This is a genomic window from Streptomyces sp. NPDC020958 (assembly GCF_055562175.1).
This window is the reverse complement of sequence record NZ_JBVHFU010000014.1, coordinates 226,126-248,386: the sequence shown is the minus strand read 5'-3', so window position 1 is coordinate 248,386 and position 22,261 is coordinate 226,126. Positions and strand designations below refer to the sequence as shown.

General features: G+C 74.0%; 25 protein-coding genes. 13 read left to right on the top strand and 12 right to left on the bottom strand.

Annotation, left to right across the window (positions count from 1 at the left end; genetic code table 11):
* The first annotated feature begins 82 nt into the window (after nt 1–82).
* On the top strand, nt 83–367 hold the full coding sequence (locus ACZ3KP_RS32560) for a chaplin (protein WP_467503832.1): 285 nt from the start codon (nt 83–85) through the stop codon (nt 365–367).
* Between the two features lie 94 nt (nt 368–461).
* On the opposite strand, the gene ACZ3KP_RS32555 is transcribed toward ACZ3KP_RS32560, so the two are convergent.
* The 7 genes from ACZ3KP_RS32555 to ACZ3KP_RS32525 all read right to left on the bottom strand — a co-directional run bounded on the left by ACZ3KP_RS32555 (nt 462) and on the right by ACZ3KP_RS32525 (nt 4,336).
* Nucleotides 462–1,328, bottom strand: coding sequence for a tyrosinase family protein (locus ACZ3KP_RS32555; protein WP_467503830.1), 867 nt, complete (start codon nt 1,326–1,328; stop codon nt 462–464).
* Nucleotides 1,312–1,806, bottom strand: a complete 495-nt coding sequence (locus tag ACZ3KP_RS32550) for a tyrosinase family oxidase copper chaperone (RefSeq protein ID WP_467503828.1) — start codon at nt 1,804–1,806, stop codon at nt 1,312–1,314. Before ACZ3KP_RS32550 ends, ACZ3KP_RS32555 begins: the two co-directional genes overlap by 17 nt.
* 122 nt (nt 1,807–1,928) lie before the next feature.
* Nucleotides 1,929–2,444, bottom strand: coding sequence for a hypothetical protein (locus ACZ3KP_RS32545; RefSeq protein ID WP_467503826.1), 516 nt, complete (start codon nt 2,442–2,444; stop codon nt 1,929–1,931).
* Nucleotides 2,445–2,605: 161 nt separating this feature from the next.
* The gene (locus tag ACZ3KP_RS32540; RefSeq protein WP_467503866.1) at nt 2,606–2,959 is read right to left on the bottom strand and encodes a vitamin K epoxide reductase family protein; all 354 of its coding nucleotides are present in this window, start codon (nt 2,957–2,959) and stop codon (nt 2,606–2,608) included.
* Complete coding sequence (locus ACZ3KP_RS32535; protein ID WP_358972494.1) at nt 2,956–3,456, bottom strand: DUF5949 family protein; 501 nt, start codon at nt 3,454–3,456, stop codon at nt 2,956–2,958. Before ACZ3KP_RS32535 ends, ACZ3KP_RS32540 begins: the two co-directional genes overlap by 4 nt.
* 142 nt (nt 3,457–3,598) lie before the next feature.
* Complete coding sequence (locus ACZ3KP_RS32530) at nt 3,599–3,889, bottom strand: hypothetical protein (RefSeq protein ID WP_132887068.1); 291 nt, start codon at nt 3,887–3,889, stop codon at nt 3,599–3,601.
* A 207-nt stretch (nt 3,890–4,096) separates the two neighbouring features.
* Entirely contained in the window at nt 4,097–4,336 is a 240-nt protein-coding gene (locus ACZ3KP_RS32525) for a chaplin (protein WP_467503824.1), read from the bottom strand.
* 254 nt (nt 4,337–4,590) lie between these two features.
* Here ACZ3KP_RS32525 and ACZ3KP_RS32520 point away from each other — a divergent pair, with 254 nt between their 5' ends.
* Genes ACZ3KP_RS32520 through ACZ3KP_RS32480 form a run of 9 tightly spaced genes read left to right on the top strand, consistent with a single transcriptional unit; the run spans nt 4,591 to nt 14,223 of the window.
* Nucleotides 4,591–5,001: a hypothetical protein gene (locus tag ACZ3KP_RS32520; RefSeq protein WP_467503823.1), complete on the top strand. Its 411-nt coding sequence runs from the start codon at nt 4,591–4,593 to the stop codon at nt 4,999–5,001.
* A gap of 55 nt (nt 5,002–5,056) precedes the next feature.
* Nucleotides 5,057–6,205 carry a glycosyltransferase family 4 protein gene (locus ACZ3KP_RS32515; RefSeq protein ID WP_467503821.1) on the top strand — a complete coding sequence of 383 codons (1,149 nt, stop codon included), beginning with the start codon at nt 5,057–5,059 and terminating at the stop codon, nt 6,203–6,205.
* On the top strand, nt 6,202–7,623 hold the full coding sequence (locus tag ACZ3KP_RS32510) for an exopolysaccharide biosynthesis polyprenyl glycosylphosphotransferase (RefSeq protein ID WP_467503819.1): 1,422 nt from the start codon (nt 6,202–6,204) through the stop codon (nt 7,621–7,623). The genes ACZ3KP_RS32515 and ACZ3KP_RS32510 overlap by 4 nt, the downstream gene beginning before the upstream one ends.
* A 2-nt stretch (nt 7,624–7,625) precedes the next feature.
* Complete coding sequence (locus ACZ3KP_RS32505) at nt 7,626–8,915, top strand: O-antigen ligase family protein (protein ID WP_467503817.1); 1,290 nt, start codon at nt 7,626–7,628, stop codon at nt 8,913–8,915.
* Entirely contained in the window at nt 8,912–10,591 is a 1,680-nt protein-coding gene (locus ACZ3KP_RS32500; protein ID WP_467503816.1) for a lipid II flippase MurJ, read from the top strand. Before ACZ3KP_RS32505 ends, ACZ3KP_RS32500 begins: the two co-directional genes overlap by 4 nt.
* Nucleotides 10,575–11,330 carry a polysaccharide deacetylase family protein gene (locus ACZ3KP_RS32495; protein WP_467503814.1) on the top strand — a complete coding sequence of 252 codons (756 nt, stop codon included), beginning with the start codon at nt 10,575–10,577 and terminating at the stop codon, nt 11,328–11,330. Before ACZ3KP_RS32500 ends, ACZ3KP_RS32495 begins: the two co-directional genes overlap by 17 nt.
* Entirely contained in the window at nt 11,331–12,470 is a 1,140-nt protein-coding gene (locus ACZ3KP_RS32490; protein WP_467503812.1) for a glycosyltransferase, read from the top strand. It abuts the gene before it with no gap.
* Entirely contained in the window at nt 12,467–13,108 is a 642-nt protein-coding gene (locus ACZ3KP_RS32485) for a YveK family protein (protein WP_358972470.1), read from the top strand. The genes ACZ3KP_RS32490 and ACZ3KP_RS32485 overlap by 4 nt, the downstream gene beginning before the upstream one ends.
* Nucleotides 13,105–14,223, top strand: coding sequence for a GNAT family N-acetyltransferase (locus ACZ3KP_RS32480; protein ID WP_467503811.1), 1,119 nt, complete (start codon nt 13,105–13,107; stop codon nt 14,221–14,223). Before ACZ3KP_RS32485 ends, ACZ3KP_RS32480 begins: the two co-directional genes overlap by 4 nt.
* A gap of 14 nt (nt 14,224–14,237) precedes the next feature.
* On the opposite strand, the gene ACZ3KP_RS32475 is transcribed toward ACZ3KP_RS32480, so the two are convergent.
* The gene (locus ACZ3KP_RS32475; protein ID WP_467503809.1) at nt 14,238–15,599 is read right to left on the bottom strand and encodes a glycoside hydrolase family 26 protein; all 1,362 of its coding nucleotides are present in this window, start codon (nt 15,597–15,599) and stop codon (nt 14,238–14,240) included.
* Between the two features lie 123 nt (nt 15,600–15,722).
* Between ACZ3KP_RS32475 and ACZ3KP_RS32470 the strand changes: the two genes are divergently transcribed.
* Nucleotides 15,723–17,036, top strand: a complete 1,314-nt coding sequence (locus ACZ3KP_RS32470; RefSeq protein WP_467503807.1) for a carboxylate--amine ligase — start codon at nt 15,723–15,725, stop codon at nt 17,034–17,036.
* A 172-nt stretch (nt 17,037–17,208) separates the two neighbouring features.
* Here the strand turns inward: ACZ3KP_RS32470 and ACZ3KP_RS32465 are convergent, their stop codons facing one another.
* The 3 genes from ACZ3KP_RS32465 to ACZ3KP_RS32455 form a co-directional block, all read right to left on the bottom strand.
* Complete coding sequence (locus ACZ3KP_RS32465; protein WP_467503805.1) at nt 17,209–18,375, bottom strand: chaplin family protein; 1,167 nt, start codon at nt 18,373–18,375, stop codon at nt 17,209–17,211.
* A gap of 117 nt (nt 18,376–18,492) precedes the next feature.
* Nucleotides 18,493–18,720 carry a chaplin gene (locus tag ACZ3KP_RS32460; protein WP_467503864.1) on the bottom strand — a complete coding sequence of 76 codons (228 nt, stop codon included), beginning with the start codon at nt 18,718–18,720 and terminating at the stop codon, nt 18,493–18,495.
* 280 nt (nt 18,721–19,000) lie between these two features.
* Nucleotides 19,001–19,417: a rodlin gene (locus ACZ3KP_RS32455; RefSeq protein ID WP_132886908.1), complete on the bottom strand. Its 417-nt coding sequence runs from the start codon at nt 19,415–19,417 to the stop codon at nt 19,001–19,003.
* 225 nt (nt 19,418–19,642) lie between these two features.
* On the opposite strand from ACZ3KP_RS32455, the gene ACZ3KP_RS32450 reads away from it, so the two are divergent.
* Together ACZ3KP_RS32450 and ACZ3KP_RS32445 are read left to right on the top strand one after the other, a co-directional pair.
* Nucleotides 19,643–20,056 carry a rodlin gene (locus ACZ3KP_RS32450; RefSeq protein ID WP_358972459.1) on the top strand — a complete coding sequence of 138 codons (414 nt, stop codon included), beginning with the start codon at nt 19,643–19,645 and terminating at the stop codon, nt 20,054–20,056.
* A gap of 153 nt (nt 20,057–20,209) precedes the next feature.
* The gene (locus ACZ3KP_RS32445) at nt 20,210–20,620 is read left to right on the top strand and encodes a rodlin (protein ID WP_467503804.1); all 411 of its coding nucleotides are present in this window, start codon (nt 20,210–20,212) and stop codon (nt 20,618–20,620) included.
* Between the two features lie 98 nt (nt 20,621–20,718).
* Here the strand turns inward: ACZ3KP_RS32445 and ACZ3KP_RS32440 are convergent, their stop codons facing one another.
* On the bottom strand, nt 20,719–22,206 hold the full coding sequence (locus ACZ3KP_RS32440) for a vWA domain-containing protein (RefSeq protein ID WP_467503802.1): 1,488 nt from the start codon (nt 22,204–22,206) through the stop codon (nt 20,719–20,721).
* Nucleotides 22,207–22,261: the final 55 nt, after the last annotated feature.

The following is a 22,261-nucleotide window of genomic DNA, read 5'->3' as shown; positions in this document are numbered from 1 at the left end:
GGTGGCGGCGTTGAAAGGGGAGTGCGGCGGCTGGTCCTGCCACCGCACTCCCCGAGCAACAAGGCAATCAAAGGAGAACGTGATGTCTCGCATCGCGAAGGCCGCCGTCGTAGCCCTCGGCACCGGCGCCGTGGTGATCGGCGGAGCCGGCCTGGCCCTGGCCGACGCGGGCGCCAACGGCGAGGCCGTCGCCTCGCCCGGCGTGCTGTCCGGGAACGTCATCGAGGTCCCGGTCAACATCCCGGTGAACGTGTGCGGCGACACGGTCGACGTGATCGGTCTGCTGAACCCGGCGTTCGGCGACCACTGCACGAACGAAGGCAGCCTCAAGAGCGGCGACGGCAAGAACGGCGGCTACGGCTCCTGAGCCACCGCCCGCGAGGAGCCCCGGCGCACGGCGCACCGGGGCTCCTCCCGTGCCTCCCAAGGAAGCCTCACAAGTACCGGCAGGCCCGAGCGCCTCACGCGTACCGGTAGATCCGGCTCATGTCCTCCAGGGACTCGGGGGTGACGTCCCACGGGGGCAGTTTCTCGGTGCGGGCGACGATCCGGCCGTGCTGCGGGTCGCCGGGGCCCGGCGGCTTCGCCGGCAGGTAGCGCTGCCCGCGGTGCCGGGACTTCCAGCGCTCCCACTGGAGGTCGACGAAGGCGTGGTGGAACCAGAAGACGGGGTCGTTGACGGAGGCCCCGCCGGCCATCGCGCCGCCGACCCAGCGGTGCACCCGGTTGTGGTTGTGCCAGGACGCCTTGCCGCTGCCGGCGCCCCAGCCCTCCAGCCTGTTGCGGAAGCCCCGGGTGGCCGTCGAGTCCCACGGCGGGACGTCGTAGGCGGGATCCGCCAGCGCCCGGTCGAGTTCGGCCCTGGTGGGCAGGTCGAACGGGTCGCGGGCACGGCCCAGGTCCCGGGTGAGGAACTCGCCGTCGGTGACGCCCTCCCTGATGGTCCAGTGGCCCGCCGCGTAGGCGAAGGGACCGGTCATCACCTGCTGGTCGCGGGCCCGGCCGGTCCCGCCGAGCAGGTCCTTCGTCCACGGCACCCCGGACGCCGAACGGTTCCTCGTCCAGTCCCAGTACGGCACCGTCACCGACTGGTCCACCCGGCGCAGGGCACGCTCCAGATCGAGCAGGAAGCGGCGGTGCCAGGGCAGGAAGGAGGGCGTCATGTGGGCGGCGCGCAGTCCGTCCTCGCCGTCGGGGGTGTAGTACTCGATGTGCGTCCGCACGAAGTCGTCGTACTCGCCCCGCCGCTTCACCTCGAGGAACGCCTGCACGAGCCGCTTGCGCTCGGCCGCGGTCAGCCTGCTGACGTCCTTACGCACGTACGCCATGCGCCACCCCCGTGTGCATGTGTCCCCCGCCCATCGGGCCCGGCGCCAGGTCGCGCAGCCGCTGCCCCGGGCCCATCTCGTCGACGGCCGCCCGGGTCGCCGCCAGCGGGGTGGGGTACGAGCTGTAGTGGTCGACCATGCTGAGCCAGCTTCCGTCGGCCCGGCGCATCAGGTGCAGCGGCCGGCCGTCCACGGTGACCTGCCACTCGCCGTCCCCGCCGCCCGGTCCGGCCGCCGGTACCAGGGCGCCCCGGATGCGGCGGCCGCGGTAGGTCTCGTCGAAGGAGGTGCCCGCCGGACCGCCCGCCGGGAGCGCCGGGCGGGAGGCGGCGACGACCGGGGCGAGGGCCAGGGCGGCCGCGGAGGCGAACAGCCCCCGGGTCAGCTCGCGCCGCGTCGGTCTGCCCACCGCGGCTCTGCCCGGCCGCCCGGCTCCCGGCTCCGCGCCCACCGCCACACCACCGACTCCGACGACCATGCTCACTCCTCGTCCGGTTCACCGACCTGTGTCGGTACCGGTAACCGTCCGAGGGGCCGCCCGGTCACCACCGCGCCGCCATCCGGCCCACGGAACGGCCGAAAGCGCTCGTACGGCGGCGGTCACTTGCCGGGGCCGGCCCCCAGGTCGCCGCCGACGACCGTCTGCAGGACCGGGCCGAGCACGCCGATCTCGGGCGTCTTCAGCTGCGGCATGCCGTAGTGCTGCGGGTCGGGCGCGGTGAGGGGGGCGTCCAGGGCCACGCCGGGGGTGAGGGTGCGCAGGTCGGAGGCGGGGAGGTCGACGCCGACGTGATCGAAGCCGGGGCCGAGGACGTGCGGCAGCGGCGCCCTGAGGTCGGCGCCCGGCAGCACGCCGTTCAACGGCACCCGCGGCAGCGCGTGCTCCGGGATGAGCCGTCCCTGGACGTAGCGCGGCGTCTCGGGAACGCCGGGGATCAGCAGCGGCAGCTCCACGCCGAGCTGGGGCATCTCCACGTGGAGGGACTTCTCGACGCCGTCCAGGGGCACCGGCACGGGGACGGTGCCGGTCGCGGCGGCGGGCGTGGCGCCGGCGCCCACGGCGACGGCGACGCCCGTGACGACGGCGGCGAGGGTTCCTCGGGTGGTCGGCTTCATGTCAGGTACGGGCCTTTCGGATGCGGGAGGAGCGACGTCCGTACCGGGTAACGAGCCACCACCGGCATCAGCTCACAATTCGCCCGGGTGCAGCATTAGTGGGCTGTTCACCAGTCGGCCGGTCTCCGGTCCGCTCTTCGGTGATTCCGGAATTCCGCTGTTCAGCCCGTCCAGAAATCCCACCATCGGGTCAGGATCAGCATGCCGACGACGCCGATGTGCCGGAGGGGGAGCAGCCAGGACACGAACCCGATGCCGAGGGCACAGCCGGCGGTGAAGGTGAGCCAGTACCAGGCGGGGAAGCGGGCGCCGGCCAGCAGGCTCATGCCGACGCAGATCACGACGGCGTAGGCCACCAGGCCCAGCATCGGGTTGGGGAACCCGAACACCGAGGCCTGCCGGCTCTTCATCACGCTGCCGCAGGACACCACCGGGTTCAGGCTGCACCCGGGCACGAAGCGCGGGTTCCTCAGCAGTGCGAAGCCCCGGCCGGCGCCCGCGGTTCTCGCCGTCAGCCGCGCAGGCTGCGGGCGGGCAGTACCACGTGGGCGGCGGCCGTCAGGGTCTCCTCGGCCCCGGCGAACTCCTTCAGCGCCTCGGGGGTGACGGGCGTGCCGGGCGCGGCGGCGGGCCAGGGGCGGGTGGTGAACACCAGGTAGGCGTAGCCGCGTTCGGCGACGGCGGCGAGCCACTCCTCGGGCGCGGGACACTGGGCGTTGAGCGGGGCCAGGCTGAGGACGGCGTGGCCGGCCTCGACGAGCAGCGTGACGGGCAGACCGGGGCGGTCGGTGCCGTCGACGAGGTCGCCGCCGACCGGCAGTCCGTTGTTCTCCAGCAGCGCCCCGACCGCGGTCGCGGTGGCCTCGGGGCCGCCCTCGGCGTCACCGAGGGAGTAGGCCAGCAGGTAGGGCATGTCGCTGCCGTCGGGGGCCTCGCCGCTCCAGGCCAGCACGGAGAGGGTGCCGAGGTCGGCGGGGCGGAAGGGGCGGGTCTCGCTTGGGGTTGAGGTCACCGCGCGACCCTATCGACGGGCCGTGGGGCGGCCGGGTGCCCGCTCACCCGACCGGCGGACGCCGGCCGGCCGGGCCACACGAACGAGGGACACCCCTCGGTGTCCCTCGAACGGCCCATCGACGGTCCCGGCCCGGGGCGTCTCAGCCCTGCAGCGGCAGGCCGCCCAGCAGCGGGTTGTGCTGGTTGAGGGCGCCGGTCGCGGTCTTGACCGTGTTGAGCGGGGAGCGCTTGTTCTCCGTGCTGAGCGCGTTCGACTGGTGCCGCAGCGGCATCGCCTGGTTCAGGTCCAGGCCGTCCTTGGTGAGGGTGTTCACGGCGCCGTTGAGGCTGGTGGGCGTGAGATCGGCGGAGTTGGAGGCGAACGCGGGCGCGGCGACGCCGGCGAGAGCCACGGAACCGGCGACGACGGCGACGGCCTTCAGCGACTTCATCATGTTCCTTTCTTCGGCGGCTTTCGCAACGCAAGCCGCCCGGGGGAATTCTGACGCCGTGTCTAACGACGTCCGGGCGAGCCGGAAACCCCGCTCCCGGAAGAGATGCCGGCAGACATGCGCCCGCACGGCGACGCGGGGAAAGCGGACCGGCCGTCCACCCGCGGGATGCGCGGGCGGACGGCCGGCCGGACGGCACTGCCGCCGTCAGTCGTTGAGGCAGGTCTCGCCGAAGGCGGGGTTCAGCAGGCCGACCACGTCGACGGTGTCGCCGCAGACGTTGACCGGAACGTGGACCGGAACCTCGATGACGTTGCCGGACACCACGCCCGGGGAGTGGGTGGCGGCACCGTTCGCACCGCTGTCGGCGGCAGCCACACCGGCACCGCCGGCAACGGCCGCCACGGCGGCGGTGGACAGGACCAGGCCCTTCGCGATACGCGACATGGAGAGGTCTCCTTGGGGTCGAAACAAACATTCGGGCGGATGCCCAGCGCTGTGTCAACGCGTGGCACCGCCCCGGGTTGTGCCGCCAAAGGAGTGATCTGCCGGGAGCCGCCTTCACCACTCCGACACACTTGTCCGGTTTTGGCGAATTAATACGGATAGAGATTAGAGTTGCCTATCGCCTGACTTACCCGTATTGGCAGCACCTCGCACTCTTGCCGTGTCCCCCTCTCCCGGAAAGAGCGAAGCCGGTCATGCGCAATCCCCTGGGCCCGCGGCCGTGCCGCGCGGCGGTACCGCCCGTTCGGCCGAACGGGCTACCCGGTCCGCGTGTCGCCGACGGCGGGGCGGGTGCGGTGCCCTACAACGGCGGCCGGAAAGGCATCGGCGACTCGCTCACCCTCACCACCGCCGACCGCTCGCCCACCGCGTTGCGCGACCCCGCCGGTCCGGCGGACGACGTACTCGACTCCACGACCGACGGGCCCGGCCCGGTACGCGCCCCGCGTGAGCCCGCGTACGCCCGGACGCTCGGCCGTGTCCCGGATGTGTTCGATCTCGGCACCGGTCTCGGGCAGGGCGGTGACCAGCCGACGTTCAGGCTCGTTTCCCAGCGCGACGCGGCGTGGGCGGGCGCGCTCCTCGCCGCCGCGGACGTGCAGTAGTGCGGCGCGTTCCCGCCCGCAGTCCCGAGCGCCCCCGTGAGCGAGGAATCCCCGTATGCACCGATCAGCCACCGACCCTCGGCCACGGGTCCTGCACCTGACGCAACCCGTCGAGGGCGGGGTGGCCCGGGTCGTCCTGGACCTGGCGAAGGCCCAGCTCACGGCCGGTCTGCGGGTCACGGTGGCCTGCCCCGGCGGGGAACTGGCGGCCCAAGCGCGGGACCTGGGCGCCGAGGTGCGCGGGTGGTACGCGGACCGCTCCCCGGGCGCCGGTCTCCCGGACGAGGTACGACGGCTCGGCCACCTGCTCGACGAGGTACGGCCCGAACTGGTGCACGCGCACAGCGCGAAGGCGGGGCTCGCCGGACGGCTGGCCGTGCGCGGACGCGTCCCGACCGTGTTCCAGCCGCACGCCTGGTCCTTCGAGGCGGTCGGCGGCGCCACCGCGGCGCTGGCGCTCAGGTGGGAGCGGTGGGGAGCGCGCTGGGCGCACCGGGTGGTGTGCGTCAGCGAGGCGGAGCGCGCGACCGGCGTGCGCGCCAAAATCCGCGCCCGCTACACCGTCGTCCCGAACGGCATCGACACCGCCCACTTCACCCCCGGTCCCCCCGCCCCGGACGAGCGGTCCACCGGGGCTCCCCTGGTCGTCTGCGTCGGACGGTTGTGCCGGCAGAAGGGACAGGACCTGTTGCTGCGGGCCTGGCCCGAGGTGCTGCGGCGGGTGCCGGGGGCCCGGCTGGCGCTGGTCGGCGACGGCCCCGACCGGGACGCGCTCGGCCGACTCGCCCCCGCTCGCGTCGAGTTCACGGGCGCCGTCGCGGACGCCCGCCCCTGGTACCGGGCCGCCGACCTGGTGGTGCTGCCCTCCCGCTGGGAGGGCATGGCGCTGGCCCCGCTGGAGGCGATGGCCTGCGGGCGGCCGGTGCTGGTCACCGACGTCGACGGCGCCCGGGAGAGCTTGCCGCCCACGCACGCCGCACACTGCCTCGTCCCGCCGGGACGGCCGGGCGCGCTGGCCGGAGCCGTGGCCGGGCTGCTGCTCGACCCGGAGCTGCGCGCGTCGCTCGGCGACCGGGGGCGGCGGCACGTCCAGTCCACCCACGACGTGCGGCGCACGGCGGAGGCGGTCGCGGAGCTGTACCGCGAACTCCTCGGCGGGCGCCCGCTCGTGTCCTTTGAGCGCAGGGAGTCCATCCACTCGTGACCGCGGAAAGCACCGTCCCCTCCCCCGGCCCGCAGCCACGGGACCACGCACTCTCACCCGTCTCCGTGCTGCCGGCCCGCGCCGCCGGCGGCTTCCGGTTCCCGCTGCGGCACCCGCCCGCGCGGCACGCCTCCCCGCTGCCGCTGCTGGCCGCCGACCTGTGCGCCGCCCTGCTCGGCGCGCTCGCCCTGGACGCGGCCGTACGCCGGCCCGTGCTGATCGGACTGCTGATGTCCGGGGCGATACTGCTGCGCCCGCCCACGCCCCGGCGGACGGCAGGCGTTTTGGACGAACTCCCCGCCGTCTGCGGCCGGATCGCCGTCGTCTGGCTGGGCCTGGCCGCCGCCCTGGCCGCCTGGGACCCGGACCGCGCGCTGTCCGCGCGCGTCCTGCTGCTGGGCTTCGCGCTGCACGCGGCGGCGGCCGGCGCGGGCCGCGGACTGGTCCACCGGCGCCGTCGCGTCGCCCTGCTGCGCCGGCCGCGCGCCGCGCTGGTCATCGGCCCCGCCGCGACCGCCCAACGGGTCGCCGCCGCCGTGCTGCGCCACCCGGACTGCGGGGTACGCCCGGTCGGCGTGGTCGCCGAGCACCCCGACGGCGCCGGGGGCCTGCCCGTGCTCACCACCGGTCAGGAGGTCGAGCGGGCCCTCATCCAGAACGGGGTCCGGGCCGTCCTCACCGTCCACCCCGCCGTCCGCGCCGAACAGGGCCCGTTGCTGCGGGCGCTCGCCGAATCGGGCTGCGTGGTATGGGAGGTCGAGGCCGACTCACCGGCGTACGAGATGCGCGACCAGCTCGCCGGGTTCTCCTGCCGCCGGCTGGACATGGGGTCGCGGCGGCGCGGCAGCGTCGGCAAGCGGATCCTGGACATCGTCCTGTCCGGGGCGGCGCTCGTCCTGGTCAGCCCGCTGCTCCTGGTGTGCGCCGCGGTGCTGCGTCTCACCGACGGGCCGGGGGTCGTCTTCCGGCAGGAGCGCATCGGCAAGGGCGGCCGTCCCTTCACGTTGCTGAAGCTGCGCACCCACCGCCCGGTCGACGAGCACGAGGCCGCGACCCGCTGGAGCGTCGCGGGCGAGGTCCGCATGAGCCGCTTCTGCCGGTTCCTGCGCCAGACCTCCCTCGACGAGCTGCTCCAGCTGTGGAACGTGCTGTGGGGCGACATGAGCCTGGTCGGTCCGCGCCCCGAACGGCCCTATTTCGTCGGGCAGTTCAGCCAGGCCTACCCGGGCTACGCGGCCCGCCACCGGATGCAGACGGGGATCACCGGACTCGCCCAGATCCACGGGCTGCGCGGCGACACCTCCATCGAGGACCGCGCCCGCTTCGACAACGCCTACATCGACGACTGGTCGCTGTGGCAGGACGTCTGCATCCTGCTGCGCACCGCGGCCGCGCTCGTGCGCTCGACGGGGAGCTGACGATGAGTTTCGCACTGTCGCCGGCCAGGCCGCTGCGGCTGCCGCCGGTCCTGGCCGCGGTCGCCGTGCTCGCGGTCCTCGCGCTGCCGCTCGCCCCGGGCGGCGCGGAGGGCGGCGCGGGACCGGCGGACGCGGTGTCCGCGCTGGTCGTGCTGTACGCCGCGCTGCGGGTGGTCCGGGAGCGGCGCCGCCCGCTGTCCGCCACCGCCGCCGTGGTGCTGGGCATGCCGGTCGTGGGGCTCGCGGTGGCCGCGACGGGCGCGGCCTCGCCGGGGGCGGGGCTGACCGGTCTCGGCCGCTATCTCCAGGTGTTCGTGCTGGTGCCGGCCGCCGTGCTGCTACTGGTCCGGGACCGGGCCGACTTCCGGCTGCTGGCCTGGTCGTTCGTGGGGCTGGCGGGCTGGCAGGGCGCGGTCGGGGTGCACCAGTACGTCACCGGGACCGGGGCGTCGTACCAGGGTGAGGAGATCCGCGCGGTCGGCACGTTCGGGCCGCAGGACGTGATGGGCATGGCCACGGTGGTGGCCTTCGGCCTGGTGTGCGCGGTGGGCCTGGCCCTGGGGCGGGCGCCGGTACGGCAGCGGGTGGCCGCGGGCGTCTGCGCGCTCGGGCTGCTGGTGCCGCTGGCCGTGTCCTTCAGCCGCGGGGCCTGGATCGCGACGGTGCTCACCTGCGGTGCCCAGCTGGCGCTGGCCGGACTGCGGCAGGCGCTGAAGGTGGCCGCGGTCGCGGTCGCCGCGGGCGTGGTGCTGGTCGGCGGCTTCGGGGTGGGTACGGCGATGCTCCAGGAGCGGCTCAGCAGCATCGGGCAGGTCACGGACGCCCCGGACCAGTCGGTGGTCGACCGGTACACGCTGTGGGCGGCGGCGACCGGGATGTGGCGTGAACACCCCGTCACCGGAGTCGGGTTGAAGAACTTCCCGGCGTACCGGGACGGGCACGCCTCGCTGGCGCTGTCCTCCGGGAGCGACACGGAGGGGGCGGGGGCCGCGTACCGGAAACAGCCGCTGCTGTCGCCGCACAACATGTACCTGCTGGTGCTCAGCGAGCAGGGGCTCCTCGGGCTGCTGGCGCTGGGCGGCAGCTGGCTGGCGATGCTGGTGTGCGGGTTGCGGGGGTGGTGGCGGGTCCGCCGGAACGGCCGGGGCCTCGACTGCGCGCTGGTGGCGTGCGGGTTGCTGATCTGGCAGCTCGTGGACTTCGCGTACGCCGACATCGGAGGGCCGTCCACGGTGCTCACGGCGGTGGTGTTCGGGGCGGTGGCCTGGTGGGCGTTGGTGGGGGCGGCGTGATTCCGGGGGTGCGGGAGTCGGAGGTGCCGGAGGTCGAACGCGGGCCGGTGGGGGCTCGGCGCGCAGTTCCCCGCGCCCCTGGGCACGCCGACGGGACCGGAGTCGAAGGGGCACCGCCTACGGGTGGCTTCCTGGCCAAGGCCGCTCTCGGTACGGCCGTCCTCTCCATCCTCGGTTCGGTGCTCGGGCTGGTCCGGGACCAGTCGCTGGCGCGGCTCTTCGGGGCCGGGCGGGACACCGACGCGTTCCTCGTCGCCTGGACGGTGCCCGAGTTCGCCGCCACCCTGCTCATCGAGGACGGGCTGGCCTTCGCGCTCGTCCCCGCCTTCAGTCTGGCGCTGGCCCGGCGGGCGCAGGGGGCGCCCGGCGACCCCGTGCGGGCCCTGGTCGCCGGGACGCTGCCCAAGCTGGCCCTCGCCTTCGCCGGGGTCGGCGCCCTGCTGATCGCAGGTGCCCCGCAGCTCGTCCAGGTGCTCGCGCCGGGCCTGCGCGACCCCGGGCTCGCCGTCGGCTGCACCCGGCTCACGGCGACCTGCGTGCTGACCTTCGGGCTGGCCGGGTACTGCAGCGCGGCCCTGCGCGCCCACCGCCGCTTCCTCGCCCCGGCCGCCATCTACGTCGCCTACAACACCGGCATCATCACGGCGATGTTCACGCTCGGCGGCCACTGGGGCGTGCGGTCGGCGGCGTTCGGGGTGGCGGCCGGCGGCGTCCTGATGACCGCCGTACAACTTCCCTTCCTGGTCAAGCAGTTACGGCACGGGGCGCGGGCGTCCGGTGCGGTCGCCGGCGCCGCGGCGCAGCCCCTGGACGTCACGCTGATGGCCACCGTGCTGCTCTTCGCGCTGTGCCGGCAGTCGCAGGTGCTGATCGAGCGGTTCCTCGCCTCGCACCTGGAGTCCGGGGCCATCTCGTACCTCAACTACGCGCAGAAGGTCGCGCAGATCCCGATGACGATGTCGCTGATGCTGTGCACGGTCACCTTCCCGGTGGTGGCCCGGGCGCTGGCCGAGGGCGACACCGAGCGGGCCCGGCTGCGGGTGGAGCGGGACCTCGCGGTGGCCGCGGCCGTCGTGCTGCTCGGCACCGCCGTGGTCGTGGCCTGCGCGCCGCAACTGATCCGTCTGCTGTTCCAGCGCGGGGCGTTCACGGCCGAGGACACCGCCGCGACCGCCGGGGTGATGCGGGTCTACGCGCTCGGGCTGCTCGGGCAGACCATGGTCGGCGCGCTGGTCCGCTCCTACTTCTCGGCGGGCCGTGCCACCTGGTACCCGGTCGGCGCGATGGTCGCCGGGATCGCCGTGACCTCCTGGATCGGCGCTCTCACGGTCGGCCGGTACGGCGTCACCGGCATCGCCGCCGCCAACGCCACCGGTATCACCGTCACCGCCGTGCTGCTGCTGGCCGGCACCGGTCCGCGCAGCGTCCCGATCCACACCCGGCGGGTGCTGGCGGAGCTGAGCCGGCCGGTGCGGGCCGCCGTGGTCGCGACGGTCGTCGGGGCCTTCGCCGCCGGGCGCCCGGCGGATCCGCTGACCGGTCTGGCCGCCGGGGTCACGACCGTGACCGTCGTCTTCGTCCTCCTCGGCTGGGCCCTGGACGCCCAGGGCTTCGCCTCCGCACTCCGTTCCGTCGGCACCGTCACCCGAAGGCTCGCGCATGCCGTGTTCCACTGAGTCCGCAGAGAAGGCCGTGCCCCGCACCGGCCCGGTCCCCTGGGTCGCCATGTACCACTCCGTGGGCGACCGCTCCGACGACCCGTACCGGATCACCGTCACCCCCGAACGGCTGGAGAGACAGCTGAGCTGGGTGCGCCGGCGGGGGCTGCGCGGGGTGTCGGTCGGCGAACTGCTCGCCGCCCGGGCGCGCGGCGCGGGGCGCCGGCTGGTGGGGCTGACCTTCGACGACGGGTACGCCGACTTCCTTGACCACGCCCTGCCGCTGCTCGACCGCTGGGGCTGCGGCGCCACCCTGTTCGTGCTGCCCGGCCGGCTCGGCGGCAACAACGCCTGGGACCCCCTCGGCCGGCGCAGACCGCTGCTCACCGCCGAAGGGATCCGGCGGGCCGCGGCGAGCGGGGTGGAGATCGGCTCGCACGGGCTGACCCACGTCGACCTGACCCGGGCGGACGCCGACACGGTCAGGGCCGAGGTGGCGGGCAGCCGGGCCCTGCTGGAAGACCTGACCCAGGCACCCGTGGCGGGCTTCTGCTACCCGTACGGCGCCGTCGACCGGCGCACCGTCGACGCGGTGCGGGACGCCGGTTACGGCTACGCCTGCGCCATCGACCCCGGCGACCTGAACAGCGTGCACGCCCTGCCCCGCCTGCACATCGGCCAGAACGACAACGCGCTGCGCCTGTTCCTGAAGTACCGGCTGCACCGGCTGCGCCGGCGCCCGGTGGAGGGGGTGTGAATGAAGGCGCTGCACGTCATCACGGGACTCGGGGTCGGCGGCGCGGAGCAGCAACTGCGGCTGCTGCTCCGGCACCTGCCGGTCCCCTGCGACGTGGTCACGCTCACCAACCCCGGGCCGGTCGCGCGCGGACTGGCCGCCGACGGGGTGCGGGTGGTGCATCTCGGGATGGCCGGGAACCGGGACCTGGCCGCGCTGCCCCGGCTGGTCCGGCTCATCCGCCGGGGCCGCTACGACCTCGTCCACACCCATCTCTACCGGGCCTGCCTGTACGGGCGGATCGCCGCCCGTCTCGCGGGGGTCCGGGCCGTCGTCGCCACCGAGCACTCGCTCGGCGACTCGCAGCTGGAGGGGCGTGAACTGACCACCGGCGTGCGAGCGTTGTATCTCGCGGGCGAGCGGCTCGGCCGGTCCACGGTCGCCGTCACCCCGACCGTCGCCGAGCGGCTGCGCCGGTGGGGGGTGCCGGGGCCGCGGATCGAGGTCGTCCCGAACGGCATCGACCTGGAGCGCTTCCGCTTCGACCCGGCGGTGCGGCAGCGCACCCGGTCCCGGCTCGGGCTCCCCGAGGACGCCTATGTCGTCGGCGGGGTCGGACGGCTCGCACCCGGCAAGCGGTTCGACGTCGCCGTCCGGGCGCTCGCCCGGCTCCCGCGCGACCACTGGCTGCTGCTGGTGGGCGCGGGGCCCGAGGAGCACGCGCTCCGTCGGCTCGCCGAGGCCACCGGGGTCGCCGGCCGGGTGCTGTTCACCGGTGAGCGGCCGTACGTCTCCGGCAGCCCCGAGGACCCCGACCTGCCGGCGCTCACCGCCGCCATGGACGTCCTGGTCTCGCCGTCGGCCGAGGAGGCCTTCGGGCTCGCGGTCGTCGAGGCGCTGGCCGCCGGGCTGCCGGTGCTCTACAGCTCCTGCCCGGCCGTCGAGGACCTGCCGCCCGCCGCCGCCCCGCGCGCCCGCCGGGTCCGCGGCGGGGCCGGCGCCTACGCCGAGGCGCTCGCCGCCACCCGGGCCGCCGGACACGGTCCGCGCACCGCGCCGGACGCCGCCCGCCACTACTGCATCACCCGCAGCGCCGCCCAGCTGATGGACGTCTACGCGGCCGCACTCGCCACCACACCCCAGGGAGTCAGTACGCCATGACCGAGAACCCCGTCCGAGCACCGCGCCCCTTCGCCCGCAAGCTGCCGCCCTGGTCGCTGCTGGCGGCCGGGATCGTCGCGGGCGGCCTGCTGGGCGGCGCCTACGGCGTGGTCGAGCCGGCCACCTACACGGCCACCAGCTATGTCATCGCCGTCCCCACCGAGGGGTCCGACACCGCCACCGCGCAGGGCTTCGCGCAGGCCTACGGCCGGGTCGCCACCCAGCTCGCGGTGCTCGCGGACGCCCAGATGTGGGCCGGGGTGCCGGTGAACACCCTGCGGCAGAGCGTGCAGACGGAGACCTCGCCGGACGCGCCGATGGTCGCCGTCTCCGCCACCTCGCCGCACGCCCTGCAGGCCGCCGACATGGCCAACGCGGTGGCCCGCTCGCTCACCCAGCACGCGAACGGCACCAAGGCCGACACCCACGTCGAACTGCTCCAGTTCTCCCGCGCCTCGAAGCCGGCCGCGCCCACCTCGGCGTCGCCGAAGGTGACCGCTCTGGTGGGCGCGAGCGCGGGCGGCCTGCTGGCCGGGCTGGTCCTGCTGGTGCGGCCCCGGCGCCGCCCGGAGGAGACCGCGCTGCAGGCCTCCGTCCCCGGTCCGGCCGTCGCCGCCGACGTACACGGCCAGCTGTGACGACGACGGCCCACCGGACGCTCGCCGCGCACACCACCGAACTCGTCACCGACGAGGCCGCCTTCGCCGCCCTCGCCCCCGCCTGGGACCGCCTCTACCAGCGGTGCGGCACGGCCACCCCGTTCCAGAGCCACGCCTGGCTGCACTCCTGGTGGCGCTCCTACGGCGTCCCGGGCCGGCTCCGGCTGGTCCTGGTCCGGCACGGCGGTGAGCTCGTCGGCGTGGCCCCGCTGATGCTGGTGCACCGGCCGCTGCCCGCGCTGGTCCCGCTGGGCGGGGCGATCTCGGACTACGCGGACGTGCTGCTGACCGACGCCGACGACGGCCGGGCGGTCGGCGCCCTCACCCAGGAGCTGGGCCGGGCGGCCCGGACGGCACTGATCGACTTCGGCGAGGTGCGGCCGGGCGGTGCGATGGAACGGGTCTACGACCGCTGGCGCGGACCGTGCCGGAAGGTGCCCGACTCGCTCTGTCTGGAACTGCCCGCGGTGTCGATGGAGGAACTGGTCACCCGGCTGCCGTCGAACAAGGCCCAGCGGGTGCGGGCCAAACTGCGCAAGCTGGGCTCGCTCGGGGTGTGCCGGGCCGCCGTCCCGCCGGAGGGCGTCGACGCGGCGCTCGGTCGGCTGCTCGAACTGCACCGGCTCCAGTGGCAGGGGCGGAAGGTGACCACGGAGCACCTCCAGCCCCGGTTCCGGGAGCATCTGGTGCGCTCGGTGGGGCCGATGGTGCGTTCCGGGGACGCGGTGGTCACCGAGTTCCGGCTGGACGGTGAGGTGGTCGCCGTCGACCTGACCCTGCTGTCGCCCAGCCTGGCCGGCGGCTACCTGTACGGGGCGCATCCGCGGTTGCGGGAGCACAAGGCGGACGTGGCCGTGATGCTGCTGGACGCCTGCACCCAGCACACCGGCACCAGCGAACGGGGCGCGCTGAGCCTGCTGCGCGGTGACGAGCCGTACAAGCACCACTGGCGGCCCCGGCCGGTCGTCAACCAGCGGCTGCTGCTGGCCCGGCGGCGCACCGCCCCGCTGCTGACGGCGGCGCTGTGCGACGCCGCCGCCCGGCAGCGGGTCAAGGAGGTGCTGCGTCGTTGGAAGGAACACCGGCAGGACTAGTCCCGCGCGGGCGGTCACCAGTCGAGGCCGATGCAGAGCTCCCCGCCGAGCCAGTACTCGACCCAGTCGCCCAGGTCCATCAGGGTGCAGTCGGGCGAGGGCGTGGCGGTGGGCACGGGCGCCGGTGTGACGGCCGGTTTCGGGGTCGGGCTCGCGGTGACGTCCGGCGTCGGGGTATGTGCCGGGGTCGGGGTCCCTGCCGGGGCCGGGGTCTGTGTCTGTCCCGGGGTCTGTGTCTGTGTCGGGGTGTCGGTTCTGCCGAACAGCTCCGAGCGGTAGATCCGCGAGGAGCGCGGGTTGGCCGAGCACTGCCAGACACCGTGCGGGCAGTAGTCGGTCAGCGTGTTGTACAGCGGCTTGTGCTCGTCCAGCCAGGCGAGCATCCGCCGCATGTACTCGGGGTCGTCACCATTGCGGAAGAGGCCCCATTCCGGATAGGAGATGGGTTTTCCGTGGGCCTTCGCGAAATCCACGTGCTGCTGGAGTCCGTAAGGTTCCCGCACCTGTTCGTCGAAGGAAAGCCCGGTCGGCTGGTCGTACGAATCCATGCCGATGATGTCGACCGTGGCGTCCCCGGGATAGCACTGCGTCCACGGTACGGCGTCCCGGCCCCGGCTCGGCGTGAAGTCGAACCGGAACCTCTGGCCCGGAACCGCCCGCATGGTGGCGACGATCCGGTTCCAGTACCTCTTCCAGGCCTCCGGGTCCGGCCCGCAACGATGGGTGTAGGTGATGCCGTTCATCTCCCAGCCGAGCACGATGACCGTGTCCGGCACCCGCAGCTCCACCAGTCGTTCGGCCAGGGCCCGGAAGTGCTGGTCGAACGCGCCGGCCGCACCCTGCCGCAGCAGCGAGCGGACCTCGGCGTCCCCGATGCCGTCCTCGTTGCGCTCCTGCATGGGCACGTTGAGGACGAGCATCCGGTCGGCCCGCTGCCGCCGCCAGTGCGCCCAGACGTCCAGGAAGCCCGGGGCGCCCTCGATGTCGGACCAGCGGTCGCCGGGCAGGTAGGTGTGCGCGACCTTGAGCTCGGTGCCCCCCAGCCAGCTGCTCAGCTGTGCCATACGGGCCACCCCGAGGGGCCCGGAGTCGAGGAACGCACCGAAGGCGGGCGGGGCCGCCCGGACGGGGCCGGGCCCGGACGGCGTGGGACGGGCCGGTACCGGCAGTGGAGCCGCCGACGGCGGGACGGACGTCGTGGGGGTGGCGGCCGGAACGGGCGTGGCGACCGGTGTCGGGGGGACGACCCGCACCACCCCGGGCCCCGCGGCGAATCCGAGACCGGCCGTCAGGGTCGCCGAGGCGACGACCGCCGCCGCGACCACGGCCACACGGGACGACCGGAACCTGGGCCGCTTTCTGCGCTGTGGAGCCATCACCGCTCCTTTCTCCACCGGTACTGACACTCAGTCATATCAATATGAATTCCGCCAGTGCGGCTGCGGCTTTCGGGTGCCCCGGGAGCCCGCACGGGTGAACCGACGCGAAGGAAGAGGTCCGTGTCCCTGCTGGACGTACGGGTCCCCGCGGTGCTGCTGCGGATCGACCGGAATCCCTTTCACCACGGCACTCTCGGAGCCGTGCGCTCACTCGGCAGAGCCGGTGTCGACGTCCATGTGGTCGCCGACTCCGCCGGAAGTCCGGTCCGCAGTTCCCGGTTCGTACGGGAGCTGCATCCGCCGCCGGCGCCGGGTGCGTCGGCCGCCGAGATCGTGGCCGTGCTGCGCCGGGTGGCGGCGCGGATCGGCCGTCCCGCGGTGCTGATCCCGATGGACGACGCGAGCGCGATCGCGGTGGGCCGGTTCCGCGAGGATCTCGCGCCGGACTACCTGCTGCCGCGGCAGCCCGGCGCGCTGCCCGAACGTGTCGCCGACAAGGCGGAGTTGGCCGAGGTGTGCGCGGCGGCCGGGATCCCGCACCCCGGGACGCTGGTCCCGGGCAGCGCCGAGCAGGCGGCGGCCGCCGCCTGGCGGCTGGGGCTGCCGGTGGTCGCCAAGTGGAGCCGGCCCTGGCTGGTACCGGCCGGGTCCGGCCTGCGCAGCACGGTCGTGGTGCGCTCGGCGCGGGAGGCACGGGAGCTGTTCCTGCGGGCCGAGGAGGCGGGCAGCAGGCTGCTGCTCCAGGAGTTCCTGCCGCCCGGCCCGGACCGCGACTGGTTCTTCCACGGGTACGCCGACCGCACCGGGGCGGTGCGCGCGGGCGGGCCGGGCCGCAAGCAGCGGTCCTGGCCGCGCGACGCCGGACTGACCGCGGTGGGCCGGTGGACGCCCAACGCGCAGGTCCAGACGCTGGCCGAGCGGCTCATCGGCGAGCTGGGCTTCCGGGGCATCTTCGACCTGGACTTCCGGCGCTGCGGCAGCACCGGCCGCTACCACCTGCTCGACTTCAACCCCCGGCCGGGCGCCCAGTTCCGGCTCTTCGCCGACAGCGCCGGGCTGGACGTCGTACGCGCCCTGCACCTGGACCTGACCCACCGTCCGCTGGCGGCCGGGGCACCGCTGGCCGGGCGGGCGTTCGTGGTGGAGAACTACGCGCCGCTGAGCGCGCTGCGCCCGGCGCCGGGCGGCCGGGAACTGGCCTGGAGCGCCGCGGACGACCGGGGGCCGGCCCTGGCGATGTGGGCGCTGTGGGGGCGCCATGTGACGGAGCGGCTCCTCGGCCGGCTCCTGGAGCGGCTGCGCCGCGGAGCGGCCGGTCCGGTGGGGACCGCGCCCTCACCCGTGGTCCGGCAGGCCGGCGAGCCCGCCGTGGCCGCCGCACCGGCCGGGGAACTCTCCGGGGCACCCGGTGACGAGAAGGCGGGCAGCTGCTGAGGTACGGCCGGTCTTCGCGTTCAACCTGGGGGCCACCGGGGCGGGTTGGCATCTTGTACGTGTACTGCGCGGGCCGGGGTGTCCCGGCGGGGCGACGGGAATCCGCACCGGCCGCGGTGGGAAGCTGACGGACGGGTGCCGGGCGTTTGGGGCGTCCGGCACCCGGTCCCCGCTACGGCCGGCGCGATGTGGCCCGGCCCCGGCGGAACAGGAACGCCCCGGCTGCGATCAGCGCGGCACTGGCGGCCGAGGTCGCGATCATGGCCGTACTGCCGGTGTGCGGCAGGGTGGGCCGGTGGTGGTGCCCGTGGTGGGGCGGCTTCGGCGGGTGCGTGTAAGGAGGGGGCGACGTCGGGGGCTTCGTGGTCGGGGGTGGCGACGTCGGGGGCTTCGTGGTCGGCGGAGGTGACGTCGGCGGCTTCGTGGTCGGCGGCGGAGAGGTGTGCGGCGGCGGGGTGTGGTCGCCGTAGCCGGGCGGGGTGTGGTCGCCGTAGCCGGGCGGGGTGTGGTCGCCGTAGCCGGGCGGGGTGTGGTCGCCGTAGCCGGGCGGGGTGTGGTCGCCGTACGGGGACGGAGACTGCTCGCCGTACGCGGGCGGGGTGTGATCGCCGTACGCGGAGGGGGACTGCTCGCCGTAGCCGGGCGGGGTCTCCTCGCCGTAGCCGGTGGGCGCCTTGTCGCCGTAGGCCGGGGCTGTCTCACGGCCGGCGGCGGGCGGGGTGGTGCCGGACTCGCTGCCGGAGGGGGCCTCGGACCCGTGGCCCGTGGTGCCGGCGGCCTGGTTCCCGGCGCCCGAGTCGCCATGACCGGCCTTGATGCCGGCGTCCTCCTCCGCGGCGGCCTCGGCGCGGCCGGCCTTCTCGGGGGTCGACACCTCCCGGGCGAGGGCCTCGGCACGGTCGGCCGCCTCGTGAGCGGCCTCCTCCGCAGCGGCCCCGGCACGGTCGGCCACCGCGCGGGCGGCCTCCTCCGCGGCCTCGACGCGGTCGGCCACCTCACGACCGGCCTCCGCCGGAGCGGCGGCCTCGTGAGCGGCCTCGACGCGGTCGGTCTTCTCGTGGGCCGCCGGGTCGGGAGCGGCGGCCTCGGGGGCGGCGGGCTTCTCGGCGGCGCGGTCGGCGGTGTGCTCCTCCGAACCCGAGCCGTTCGCACAGGAGTTGCCGCAGGCACCGGCCGGAACGCTCGCCGGTCCGTGGGAGTCGCTGCCGGACACGACACCCGGCGGGCCGGCTGCGGCCCCGGTCGCGTCCGTGCCCGCGAGCGCGGGACTGCCGTACAGGGACAGGATGCCCGTCGCGGCGGCGGCCGCGAGCATCCCCCTGCTGAGGGTCTGTCGCAATCTCGTGGTCTTCCTGCTTGAAGAAGTGGGAAAGCCGGCCTCGGAACGCAGATGCGAAGGATCGACGATCCGAGGCCGGCCGTGACAGCCGGGAGGCTGGTGAGCTGAGTGACGACGTCAGCTGTTGGCGCAGGTGGCGCCGAACGCCGGGTTGAGCAGCGCGATGACGTCGACGGTGTCGCCGCACGCCTCGACCGGGACGTGGACCGGAACCTCGATCACGTTGCCGGAGACAACGCCCGGAGAGTTGGCGGCGGCGCCCTCCGCACCGGCGCCGGCGAAGGCGGGGATGGCACCGCCCAGCGCCAGGAGCGCGCCGGCGACCACAGCAGCGGTCTTCTTCATGAACTTTCCCTTCTCTGCGGTCATGCCCGTATGTCGGCAGAAACCGAGCGAGCACAGCATGAACGGCTCGCACCATGACCGGCAGGCTGTAGAACGAGGAATAGACAGCCGAAGAAACTGAGGAACGCGCGCCGCCGGTCAATTCACTCGAACGCACTCCGAGAATTGACACAAAGAGAGGAAACGCTTCTGCTGACAGCGGAAATCACCGGACACGACGAAAGCCCGCCCGGGCGGCGCAAGAACGCGCACCGCCCGGGCGGGCTTCTCGGGACCGGGGTCACTGGTTGGCGACGCCGTTGGCCGCGAGGACCGAGATGTCGTCCAGGACGTGCGAGACCGGCTCGTCACCCTTGGCCTGGGTGGAGTTCTCGGCGCACTGCTGGTTCTGCGGGGCGGACAGGACGGGGATGTCCTGGGCCACGCCGACGGCGGCGATGAGGCCGAGGATGCCCTGGGCGTTCGCCTTCACCGGCAGGCCGACGCAGAGTTTGTTGAGCGAGCTCTGGACCAGGGTGGCCTGCGGGCTCATCTTGCCCTTGGTCACCTGGTTGCCGAACGTCTCGGTGGCCCCGTTGCCGCTGGCGGAGGTGGTGCCGTGGTCGTTCCCGGTGGCAAGCGCCTGGGGGGCTGCCGCCGCCGACACGCCTACGACGGACACGGCGACCGCCGCCGCGGCCATTGCCTTCTTCAGCATTTCGCTTTTCCTTTCCTGGCTCCAGGCCAAGACGGACGTTCCTGTCCGGCATCAACCGCCCCCGACCGGATTGGTTGCGGCACGCAGCGGCACGTCACCCGTTCGCGAATTCGGGAGATTGTCGGACAGGGGGCCATTGGAGTGAAGCGGAGCAACCAAACCCAGCGCGCTCAGTTGACCAGTGCGCTCCGGTGGACGGGGTGTCCTCAGAAGGGAACTGAACAAGTGATCAAGAAGGTTCTGGCCGCCGCCGCTGTCGCTGCCTCCGTCGTCGGCGCCTCCGCTGCCGCCGCCTCGCCGGCCCTGGCCACCGGCAACGACCACGGCACCACCTCCTTCAGCGGCAACGACGCCCAGCAGGCGTTCGGCAACTCCGCCACGTTCGGCAACATGAGCCCCCAGATGGCGCTCATCCAGGGCTCCTTCAACAAGCCCTGCATCGGCCTCCCGGCGAAGCTGAACCTCCAGGGCCTGGTCGGCCTCGGTGCCGTCGGCGTCCTGCAGGACGTGCCGATCCTGTCGGCGCCGCAGAACCAGCAGTGCGTCGAGAACTCCACCCAGGCCAAGGGCGACGAGCCGCTGTCGCACATCCTGGACGACATCTCGGCGCTGTCCGCGAACGGCACGGGCAACAAGTAGTACCGGGAGTTCTCCGGGCCCCTGCGAGGGCGCCGGTCCGTTGATCGGACTGCGCTGCGCCGAATGGGGCAAACCATGCAACCCCGGCGGGGCCGCGGCCGTTGACGATCACGCAGCTCCTCCCCGGAGTCCGCCTTTCGAAAGGGAACCAATATGAAGAAGCTGTGGGCAACCGCGGCTGTCGCCGTCACCGTCGCCGGTTTCGCCGCCACGGCCGCCCCCCAGGCCCTGGCCACCGGCAACGACAACGGCACCACCTCCTTCAGCGGCAACGACGCCAAGTCGGAGTTCGGCAACTCGGCCACGTTCGGCGACCAGAGCCCGCAGCTGTCGCTGGTCCAGGGCTCGCTGAACAAGCCGTGCATCGGTCTCCCGGCCAAGGCGAACCTGCAGGGTCTGGTCGGTGCGGTCGCCGTCGGCGTCGCCCAGGACGTGCCGGTCCTGTCGGCGCCGCAGAACCAGCAGTGCGTCGAGAACTCCACCCAGGCCAAGGGCGACGAGCCGCTGTCGCACATCCTGGACGACATCTCGGCGCTCTCCGCGAACGGCACCGGCAACAGCTGAGCGGGACGCTTCACGGGCGGCGGGTCACCGGTTCCTCCGGTGGCCCGCCGCCTCTGCTGTGCTCAGCCGCAGTTCGCCGCGCCCCTCGAAGGGGCGCCTCAGCTCGCGGCGTCGGAACGGCTCGCCTCTCGGACGGCCGTCGCGAGGTCCGCCACGTCCTTGTCCTCCGTCGTCCTTGCCAGGGTCGTGGCGCGGTCCTGGAGGCTGCTCAGGCTCACGCTGCCCGGGATGTCGTACTCGCCTCCCGCCAGGGCGTCCGCGAAGTAGGCCGCCACCGCTGTCACCTGGAAGCGGGGGGACGCCGTCCAGACCGAGTCGTGCAGGGCGTCGGTCTCCATCGAGCCCGTGTTCTCGTGCGGGGTGCGGGTGGTGGGGTCCAGCCAGCGGACCGTGGCCGTGGCCAGGTGGCCGTCCGTGCCGGGGTGGGTGCGGACCGCGTAGAGGGCGGTGACCGTGTGGCCCGGGCCGACCTCGCCGCCGTCGACGTGGTCGTCGCGGAAGTCCTCGTCGGCGACCCTGCGGTCCTGGTAGCCGATGAGGCGGGACTCGGCGACCGTGTGCGGGTCGAAGGCGACCTGGGCCTTGGCGTCGCGGGCCACCAGGTCGATGTTCCGCGGGAGTTGACGGCAGAAGACGTCGTTCGCGGTGGCGGTGTCGGAGACGTAGACGGTGTGACCGTCGCCCTTGTCGGCGAGGCGTTCCATGAGCGCGTCGCCGTAGTCGCTGCCGACCCCCACACCGAACAGGGTGATGCCGTACGCGCGGCGGTCGTGGTCGATGCGCCTGAGGATGGCGTTCGGGTCGGTCTCGCCGTCGTTGGCGAGACCGTCGGAGATCAGTACGACGCGGTTGGCGGCGTCCCCGCGCAGGCCCTTGACGGCGGTGGCGTAGCCGGTCTCGACGCCCGCGCCGAGGTTGGTGGAGGACAGGGCCCGCAGGCCGTCGACGGCGTCGTGGATCTCGGCGCGGTGACCGCCGAGGCGGGTCATCGGCAGCACGGTCCGGGCGTGTTCGCTGAAGGTGACGATCGCCACCGAGTCGTCGTCCCGGAGTCGGTCGGTCATGGTGTCCAGGGACTTTCTGGCGAGGTCGAGGCGGCCCGGCTCGTCCATGGAGCCGGACACGTCGATGACGAACGTGAGGGCGGCCGGGGGGCGTTCGCCGGTGTCGTCGGTGGGGCGGGTGGCGAGGCCGACGCGGACCAGGGACCAGTTCGGGCGGTCGGTGCGGGCGCCGTCGACGGTGACCGTGAAACCGTTGCCCGCGGGGGTCCGGTAGTCCTGGCGGAAGCTGTTGACGAATTCCTCCGGACGGATGGTCGAGGGGTCCGGACGGCCGCCGTCGGCGAGGGTACGGCGGGCGTAGCCGTAGGAGGCGGTGTCCACGTCGAGGGCGAAGGTGGAGAGGCGGCCGGAGTCGTCGTCCGGTGTCCGGGAGGGGGCCGGGGCCGGGAGGCCGAGGCCCCGGTTCGGGCCGTCGCTCGTGTGGTTCTCGTCCGCGCCGCAGCCCGTCAGGAGCAGCGTGACCGCGGTGGTCAGGGCGAGCAGTGCCCCGTACGCCTGTCGTCGGGTCCGGTGTCGTGCCATCGTGCGCCCCCTGTGCCGGTCGGAGTCGACTGCCTGACTTCTCTGCCGACTCCGA